The 7877-nt window shown below is 67.4% G+C and carries 8 protein-coding genes and 1 pseudogene; 4 read left to right on the forward strand and 5 right to left on the reverse strand.

The genetic code is table 11. The features are described 5' to 3' along the window. Positions 1-148: pseudogene (locus tag ACRDUX_RS05190) on the forward strand (uracil-DNA glycosylase); the annotation flags it as partial. A gap of 18 nt (positions 149-166) precedes the next feature. Here the strand turns inward: ACRDUX_RS05190 and rpmB are convergent. Then, positions 167-361 carry a 50S ribosomal protein L28 gene (rpmB, locus tag ACRDUX_RS05195; protein ID WP_079926245.1) on the reverse strand — a complete coding sequence of 65 codons (195 nt, stop codon included), beginning with the start codon at positions 359-361 and terminating at the stop codon, positions 167-169. A gap of 204 nt (positions 362-565) precedes the next feature. Here rpmB and fakA point away from each other — a divergent pair, with 204 nt between their 5' ends. The 3 genes from fakA to ACRDUX_RS05210 are packed head-to-tail and all read left to right on the forward strand — an operon-like array spanning position 566 to position 5138. After that, entirely contained in the window at positions 566-2197 is a 1632-nt protein-coding gene (gene fakA / locus ACRDUX_RS05200) for a fatty acid kinase ATP-binding subunit FakA (RefSeq protein ID WP_526411666.1), read from the forward strand. A 2-nt stretch (positions 2198-2199) separates the two neighbouring features. Then, on the forward strand, positions 2200-4443 hold the full coding sequence (gene recG / locus ACRDUX_RS05205; RefSeq protein WP_526411668.1) for an ATP-dependent DNA helicase RecG: 2244 nt from the start codon (positions 2200-2202) through the stop codon (positions 4441-4443). Continuing rightward, the gene (locus ACRDUX_RS05210; RefSeq protein ID WP_526411670.1) at positions 4440-5138 is read left to right on the forward strand and encodes a GmrSD restriction endonuclease domain-containing protein; all 699 of its coding nucleotides are present in this window, start codon (positions 4440-4442) and stop codon (positions 5136-5138) included. The genes recG and ACRDUX_RS05210 overlap by 4 nt, the downstream gene beginning before the upstream one ends. Positions 5139-5148: 10 nt before the next feature. Here ACRDUX_RS05210 and ACRDUX_RS05215 read toward each other — a convergent pair whose 3' ends face one another. The 4 genes from ACRDUX_RS05215 to ACRDUX_RS05230 all read right to left on the reverse strand — a co-directional run bounded on the left by ACRDUX_RS05215 (position 5149) and on the right by ACRDUX_RS05230 (position 7868). Then, positions 5149-6003 carry a hypothetical protein gene (locus tag ACRDUX_RS05215; RefSeq protein WP_526411672.1) on the reverse strand — a complete coding sequence of 285 codons (855 nt, stop codon included), beginning with the start codon at positions 6001-6003 and terminating at the stop codon, positions 5149-5151. Between the two features lie 54 nt (positions 6004-6057). Continuing rightward, entirely contained in the window at positions 6058-6606 is a 549-nt protein-coding gene (locus ACRDUX_RS05220; RefSeq protein ID WP_526411673.1) for a hypothetical protein, read from the reverse strand. 28 nt (positions 6607-6634) lie between these two features. Next, entirely contained in the window at positions 6635-6856 is a 222-nt protein-coding gene (locus ACRDUX_RS05225; protein WP_526411674.1) for a hypothetical protein, read from the reverse strand. A 160-nt stretch (positions 6857-7016) separates the two neighbouring features. Further along, positions 7017-7868 (reverse strand): aldo/keto reductase, encoded by an 852-nt coding sequence (locus ACRDUX_RS05230; RefSeq protein WP_526411676.1) that lies wholly within the window; start codon positions 7866-7868, stop codon positions 7017-7019. Positions 7869-7877 lie beyond the last annotated feature (9 nt).

Consider the following 7877-nt stretch of genomic DNA (forward strand, 5'->3'; position numbering starts at 1 on the left):
GACGGGTGAGCACAGCGCGACGATCGAGTCGGTCCACCCCTCGCCGCTGTCCGCGTCGCGGGGTTTCTTCGGGTCGCGGCCGTTCAGTCGCACCAACGAACTGCTCGCGAACATGGGCGCCGAACCGATCGACTGGCGGCTGCCCTAGCCCGCGAACCAGGTGGAACTAGCCGCGAGCGACCTTGCCCGCCTTGATGCACGACGTGCACGCGTTGATGCGCTTCTTGTTGCCACCGGGACGGCTCACGGCGTGCACCGTCTGGATGTTCGGATCCCACCTGCGGTTGGTCCGACGATGGGAGTGCGACACCGACTTACCGAAGCCGGGGCCCTTCCCGCAGACATCGCATACCGCAGCCATGTGTAACTCCTTGATCGGTACTGGGGGGCCAACGACCGCAACGCGGGTGACCCAACAACCTGACCAGGATACCGGCAGCCCCTGGTATCGCCAAAACGGCGTCCACCGGTGCGAAACGGTGTGAATGCCGCGACGCGGTGTCAGGCACAGTAGCTAGGCTGACGCGCACCAAGCCGCGTTGGGTCTTCGAGAGGGGCGGTCGGCATGTCCACACGTCGGCTCGACGCCACCGCCCTGCGGGAGTGGGCCCACACGGCCGTCAGCCACCTCATCACCCGCACCGACGAGATCAACCGGCTGAACGTATTCCCCGTCGCCGATGCGGACACCGGCACCAACATGTTGTTCACCATGCGTGCGGCGTGCGCACGCGTTGACGCGGATCCCGCGGCCGACGTGGTCGGAGTCGCCGCCGCGCTGGCCGAGGGCGCGCTCCAGGGAGCCCGTGGCAACTCCGGGGTGATCCTGTCCCAGATCCTGCGCGGTCTCGCCGACGTCACCGGTGGTGGCGCCGACGAACGCGACGGGGTGCTCACCGACATCGACGGCCCCCTGCTGGCGTCGGCCCTTCGGCACGCGGTGGTCCTCGCCGACGCGTCGGTCGGCGAAAGTGTGCCGGGGACCATCGTCTCGGTGCTTCAAGCGGCTGCAGGTGCGGCCGAGGACGCCGCGACAGACCACGCGGACATTGCAGACGTCGTGACGCAGTCGTCGGATGCCGCGGTGATCGCACTGGAGAAGACTCCTCAACAGCTCGTCGTGCTGGCCGACGCCGGAGTGGTCGACGCGGGCGGGCGCGGCCTGCTGGTCCTGCTCGACGCGCTGACCACCACGCTGGTGGGGCGTGCTCCGCACCGGGTCGCCTACGAGCCGTCCGGTGCGGGCCCACCGTCAGGGGCAGTGCCCGTGGTGGCACCGCCGCAGTTCGAGGTGATGTACCTCCTCAACGGTTGCGATCACTCGGGGGTCGAGGTGCTGCGCGCCCGCCTCGAGCAGCTCGGCGACTCGATTGCCATCGCCGCATCGGGCACCGATGGTCGCTTCTCGGTGCACGTCCACGCCGACGACGCGGGGGGAGCCGTCGAGGCGGCACTCGACGTCGGCGTGCCCAGCAGGATCCAGATCACCGCGCTGACCGGTGCCGCGGGCGCGCGACCACCCGGTGGCTGGACCCGCGACCGTGCGGTGTTGGCGATCGTGGACGGCGATGGAGCCAAGGCGCTGTTCGAGGGGGAAGGCGCGCACGTCCTGCGTCAGGAGGCCGATGCGGCGGTCAGTGCCCAACACCTCCTACGCGCACTGGTCGACGCCGGGGCCGCCCAGGTCATGGTGCTGCCCAACGGATACGTCGCCGCCGAGGAACTGGTCGCCGGATGCACGGCGGCCATCGGATGGGGTATCGACGTCGTCCCCGTGCCCGCCGGGTCCATGGTGCAGGGTCTCGCCGCGCTGGCCGTGCACGACGCAGGCCGGCAGGCCGTCGACGACGGCTACACCATGGCGCGCGCCGCCGCGGGCGCCAGGCACGCGTCGGTGCGGGTGGCCGAAGAGGAGGCGCTGACGTGGGCGGGCACCTGCACACCCGGCGACGGGCTCGGCATCTCCGGTGACGAGGTGCTGATCGTCGGCAAGGACGTCACGGCCGCGGGCGCCGGTCTGATCGATCTCCTGCTGAGCTCAGGAGGTGAACTCGTCACGGTCCTGACCGGAGCGGGTGTCGATCCCAGTGTGGGTGCGGCACTTCAGGAGCACGTGCACCACCAGCACCTCGGCGCCGAGTTGGTGACCTATCACACCGGTCACCGCGGCGATGCGTTGCTGATCGGAGTGGAGTAGACGTGGTTTCGCTTTCGGAGCGCCTCGACCGCGTCATCGGCGCCAAGTCCGCGGGACCGCTGGAGGAGCACTTCGGCATTTGCACCGTCGACGACCTGCTGCGGCACTATCCGCGCAGTTACAGCCAGGGCATGTCGGTGCTCGACGAGGACTGGGAACCCCCCGAGGAGGGCGAACACGTCACCTTCGTCGACGTGATCTCCCACGCCGACGTCCGCTGGACCAACCGGCAGCCGAAACGCCAATTCCTGGTCGTCACCCTCGCCAACCGCAAGCCGAAGGTCACCGCGACGTTCTTCAACGCCAAGTTCTCCAAGAACATCCTTGTCGAGGGTACCCGCCTGATGCTGTCCGGAGAGGTTGGATTCTTCCGGGGCACAATGCAATTGACGCATCCGGCGTTCCTGATCCTGGAGGGAGCCGGGCAGGGCAAGGGCAGCCGCTCATTGGCCAAGATCGCCGAGACGTCACGCAAGACCGACGGCGAGGTGCTGCTCTCGGCATTCGAGCGCGACTTCTTTCCCATCTACCCCGCGTCGGCCAAGGTGCAGAGCTGGGACATCTTTGCGTGCGTGCGCCAGGTGCTCGACGTGCTGGACCCCGTCGAGGACCCGTTGCCCGAATCGGTGCGCCAACAGTGGGATCTGGTCTCCGAGGACGAGGCGCTGCGCGCCATCCACCTTGGGGAGCGCGAGGAGGACAGGGACCGCGCCAGGCAGCGGCTGGCCTTCGACGAGGCCGTTGGGCTGCAGTGGGCGCTGGTCGAGCGTAGGCACGGCGCGCTGAGCGAAACGGGTCCGCCCGCGCCGCCATTGGACGACGGACTGGCCGCCGCGTTGTCGCGGCAGTTGCCGTTCGAACTCACCGCCGGCCAGCACGAGGTACTCGACGTTCTGTCGACTGAGCTCGCCGACACCAAGCCGATGCACCGGATGCTGCAGGGCGAGGTGGGCTCGGGCAAGACGATCGTCTCCGTGCTGGCGATGGCGCAGATGGTCGACGCCGGATACCAATGCGCGCTGTTGGCGCCGACGGAAGTCCTTGCCGCCCAACATGACCGCTCCATCCGCGACGTGCTCGGCCCCCTTGCCATGGCGGGTCAGCTCGGCGGCCAGGACGGGGCGACCAGGGTCGCGCTCCTCACCGGATCGATGACCCCGCAGCAGAAGCGCCAGGTGCGCGACGACGTGGCCAGTGGCCAGGCGGGCATCGTCGTCGGTACGCACGCGCTCCTGCAGGATGCCGTCGAGTTCCACAACCTCGGCATGGTCGTCGTCGACGAACAGCACCGCTTCGGTGTCGAACAGCGGGATCGACTGCGCGCCAAAGCCGTCGGTGGTATCACGCCGCACCTTCTGGTGATGACGGCCACCCCGATTCCGCGGACCGTCGCCCTCACGGTCTACGGCGACCTCGAGACGTCCGTTCTTCGCGAGCTGCCGCGGGGCAGGCGCCCCATCGCCACCAACACCATCTTCATGGGGCAGCAGACCAAGTGGGTGCAGCGGGCCTGGCAGCGGATCATCGAAGACGTCGGGGCGGGACGGCAGGCGTACATCGTGGCCTCGCGCATCGATGAGACCGATGGCAACGGGAAGGCCGAGAAGGGCAAGGGCAGGCAGGATGCTGGGCCGCCCGCCACCTCCGTCGTCACCCTGTTCGAGAACCTCGGTCACGGTCCGTTGCAGGGGCTGAGGCTCGGCCTGATGCACGGCAGGCTCACCGGCGACGAGAAGGACGCCGTCATGACGGCATTCCGTGCGGGCGAGATCGACGTGCTGGTGTGCACGACGGTCATCGAGGTCGGTGTCGACGTACCCAATGCCACCGTGATGTTCGTGATGGACGCCGACCGGTTCGGCATCAGCCAGCTGCATCAGCTCCGCGGGCGCATCGGCCGCGGCGAGCACCCGAGCCTTTGCCTGCTGGCCACCAACCTCCCCGAGGACTCCAAGGCCGGCGCCCGGCTCAAGGCCGTCGCGTCGACCCTCGACGGGTTCGCGCTCGCCGACCTCGACCTCGAGGAGCGCCGCGAGGGCGACGTGCTCGGGCTCAGCCAGTCGGGACGGCCGATCACGCTGCGGCTGCTGTCGCTGGCCGCGCACCGCGAGATCATCGAGGCCGCGCGGGCGTTCGCCGAAACCGTCTACGATGCCGACCCCGGGCTCCTCGAGCACCGCGGAATCGCCTTGCTGGCAGCGCCGTTCGCCGAAACGGAGCGCGTCGAATACCTGGACAAGGCGTGAAGAGGACCGTCTGGCTCCTCGCGGGCGTGGTGCTCGCCATCGTGGTCGCGGTTCAAGTCACGATGTCGCACCGTGCAACCCGATTCGTCGCCGACGCCGACGTGCCCACCGTCGCGCCGGGAGTCGACATCCTCGTCGACATTCCGCTCATCCCGGTGCGCGTGCGCGGGCACGACTATCGCCGCGCGGCCTTTGGCGACGCCTGGACCGATGACACCAGTGCGCCGGGCGGGCACAACGGCTGCGACACCCGCAACGACATTCTTGATCGCGATCTGGTGGACAAGACGTATGTCGCCATTAGCCGGTGCCCCACAGCAGTGGCTACGGGAACGCTGCATGACCCCTACACCAGCGAAACCATCAACCTCGTGCGCGGCAATCAGACGGGTGCGGCGGTGCAAATAGACCACATCGTGCCGCTGGCATTGGCGTGGGATCTCGGCGCGCGGGACTGGCCACAGGACCTGCGGATGCGGTTCGCCAACGACCCGGCCAACCTGCTGGCCGTCGAGGGCAAGGTCAACCAGGACAAGGGCGATGGCGAACCTGCCAACTGGATGCCGCCGAATCACGCCTTCTGGTGCCAGTATTCGGTGCAGTTCGCCGCCGTGCTGCGGGGATACGCGCTGCCGATCGACGACCGGTCGGCGGTCGTGTTGAGGGATGCCGCGGCCACCTGCCCGACGGGCTGAAAGGGGAACTCTAAGCGGCGGGGTCGCTGTCACGGACGGGCTTGCCGGGCTTGGCTGAGAACGCTCGGATCAGCGCGGCCCCAGCCCCTCCGGCGATGGCCATGCCGATGCCGATTGCCTCGGGGATCGCGTGGGTGACCCAGCCGAAGACGCCCGCGCCAAGGATGAACGTGGGTAGCCAGTCGTACAGCATGGAGATCGGAGGTGGGATCTCCTCCGGTTCGCCCCGGTCGGCGGCGTCCTTCGCCCCGGCGTAGGCGGGATAGAACTCGGAGAACGCCACCGCGAAGAAGAGCGTGGCGATCTGAAGCACCCACCCCGTCCAGAAGTTGTTGGAATCGCGAAGGACTGCGTCCCCGATGAAACCGATGGCCGCCGACGCGGTGAACGCGGCCGCCCACACCGCCGAGATCGCATAGTTGATGTGCAGGAACAGCGATGATTTCCAATACTCCTGCGGTGCAAGTTCTTTGGCATACGCCACGGTGAACGGTCTGCGCACGATCAAGGTCGCGTAGGCGAACAGGGCCAGTGCCACATTCGTCAGTTCACCGGCCCAGAGTTCGAGCCACCGGATGGTCCCGTCCGAGGCGGTCAGACCCACGACGGCGAGGATCGCGAAGAACATCACCCCGAAGACCTCGAGGGAGTGGATGCTGATACCTCGGCGACTACCGACCCACAGCATCAGCAGCGTCAGGCCGAGGGCAACGCAGACGGCTTCCTCGAACCGGCCCGGCGTCGAGAACAGCGAAAACAGTGCCCACGGCGCGATTCCGGACAGGGGGGAGTCGAGGAATGCGTCGATGACGGTGCCGGCCTTGCCGGGCTTGTAGTCACCGGGCTGTGGAGCCGGACCGGCCATGCAAAACCCCGAGTTCGGAAACGTCCCGAGCTGTACCCACGCCGGGATCAGCGGTCAGGCGGTGAGCGAATCCTTGATCGCGGTGTCCTGTTTCTGGCCGTAATCGGTGACCATGTCCAGCGGTACGGAATCCTTGGCCGGGCCTTCGAATTCGATTGAGGCGGCAGCATTGCCCTCAGTGAACAGCAGCACGCTGACGGATTTGGTGCCATCGGGTGAGGTGCCCGTTATCACGGTGCCTCCGGTTCCCACCGCCGCTGGCTGACTCTTTCCGTTACTGACCCGGTCACCCAGGCTGCCCTGGATTTCGGTGATCGCCGCGGTTGCTGCCTGCGGGTCGGGCAGGACGAGGAGGGTGTTCGTTATCTGGCGGGTGTTGTCGCGATGGGTGTAGACCGTCGTGACTCCTGGCTGGCCGTTCGGGTTGCTGGTCAGTGGACCGGCGGTATAGGCATTCGAGTCGGTGATGACGTTCGGGCTGACGAGGATTGCGCCGTAGTCATCGGGTTGCGCTGCAGCGCGGTTGAATCCCCCGATGGTCATACCGACCGCCAAGAGCGCGGCGGCAGTCAGGCCGCCGATCGCGATCAAGGGTCTGTTCATGGCCGACCTGCTCCGTCCGTTGGGGTGATCAGCAGGGATAGCACGCAAGACCCCGCCAGCCGTCGCGCCAGAACCACCCCGGCCCACAGCCCATGGCACCGGTTCCGCCCGCACAGTCGAGCATCTGTACTGCCGGTCGCGGAGTCGGCGCGGGCACGGTGCTGTTCGCCTCGTGTGAGACCTGCGCGGCCATCGCGGGCTGAGCGGTCGCCAACGAGCCGCTCAAAAGTGCCCCCACGACGACGGCCATGGCAATCCTCTGCATCGCGCCTCTTCCAGTTGCGAGTCTGATGCGCGTGAGATTACACGGTTTCGAATTGACTGCTGACTGAAGCGTTAATACCGCGAAAACGAGGTCTGCGCTGCTGATCTCGGATCTTGCCGCCAGGATCGAAAACGGCCACCGTGGGTTAGCTGCCGGTGTACGTCGCCGGGTCGGGTCGGAAGCGGGTGCCCGCGTCGAGTGCGTTGAGCGCGTCCATGTGCTCGGCCGCCAGCTCGAACTCGAACACGTCGGAGTTCTCGACGATGCGTCCGGGCGTCGCCGACCGCGGAATCACCACGTTGCCGAGCTGCAGACTCCACCGGATGAGCACCTGAGCGGCCGACTTTCCGTACTCACCCGCGATCGACGTAACGGTCGGGTTGTCCAGCAAGCGGCCGACGCCCAAGGGACTGTACGCCTCGGTGACGATGTCGTGCTCGGCGTTGGCCGCGCGCAGGTCGGTCTGGTTCAGCAGCGGATGCAGCTCGATCTGATTGATGGCAGGCGGGACGTAGGTCAGCTCGATGATGTTGTTCAGATCCTCGGCGGAGAAGTTGCAGACGCCGATCGACTTGGCGACACCGTCATCCCGCAGCTTCAGCATCCCGCCCCAGCTGTGCACGTAGACGCCAGGGTCTCCGGCAGGCCAGTGGATCAGGTAGGCGTCGACGTAGTCCGTGCCGAGCCGCTCGGCGCTGGCCCGGCAGGCGTCCTGGGCGGCCCGGAAGCCCTGGTCGGAGGTCGCCAGCTTGGTGGTGATGAAGATCTCGGCGCGCGGTATGCCCGATGCCGCGATGGCGCGTCCCACCGCGGCCTCGTTCCCGTACGCGGTCGCCGTGTCGATCAGTCGAATGCCGATCTCGAGCGCGGCCGAGACCGAGCGCTCGGTCTCGGCATCCGACAGCTCGCCGACACCGAGGCCGAGAGCCGGGATGCTGTTGTCGTCGTTGAGAGCAACCGAAGGAATGGGGCTGGGAGTCGCTGCCGCCGAGGTCATGTCACCTAC

It is taken from the genome of Mycobacterium sp. (assembly GCF_050701675.1).
GTDB lineage: Bacteria > Actinomycetota > Actinomycetes > Mycobacteriales > Mycobacteriaceae > Mycobacterium.